Here is a 216-nt window from a genome sequence, read left to right on the forward strand (position 1 = left end):
GTATTGTCGAGTGTGATGAGGTTGGTCGTATCTGTAATGCCAGCGGTCGGCGTCAGGGTCGCGGTCCAGGTGATGCCGCCATCGGACGAACTGACGGAGCTCAGCATGCCGTTGGCGATCGTCAGATCGGCATTGGTGAAACCGTTGACGGCCTCGCTGAAGGTGAAGGTCACCAGCGAGGTCTCGCCTGCCGCCAAGGCATTGTCAGCCACGATG

General features: G+C 60.2%; 1 protein-coding gene. It reads right to left on the reverse strand.

Annotated elements, in window-relative coordinates:
* Nucleotides 1–216 (reverse strand): Ig-like domain-containing protein (locus ACOZKU_RS27850; RefSeq protein ID WP_421581618.1); only part of this gene is annotated, 216 nt, incomplete at both ends.

Origin of the sequence: Shinella sp. M31 (assembly GCF_049199205.1) — a bacterium.
Lineage (GTDB): Bacteria > Pseudomonadota > Alphaproteobacteria > Rhizobiales > Rhizobiaceae > Shinella.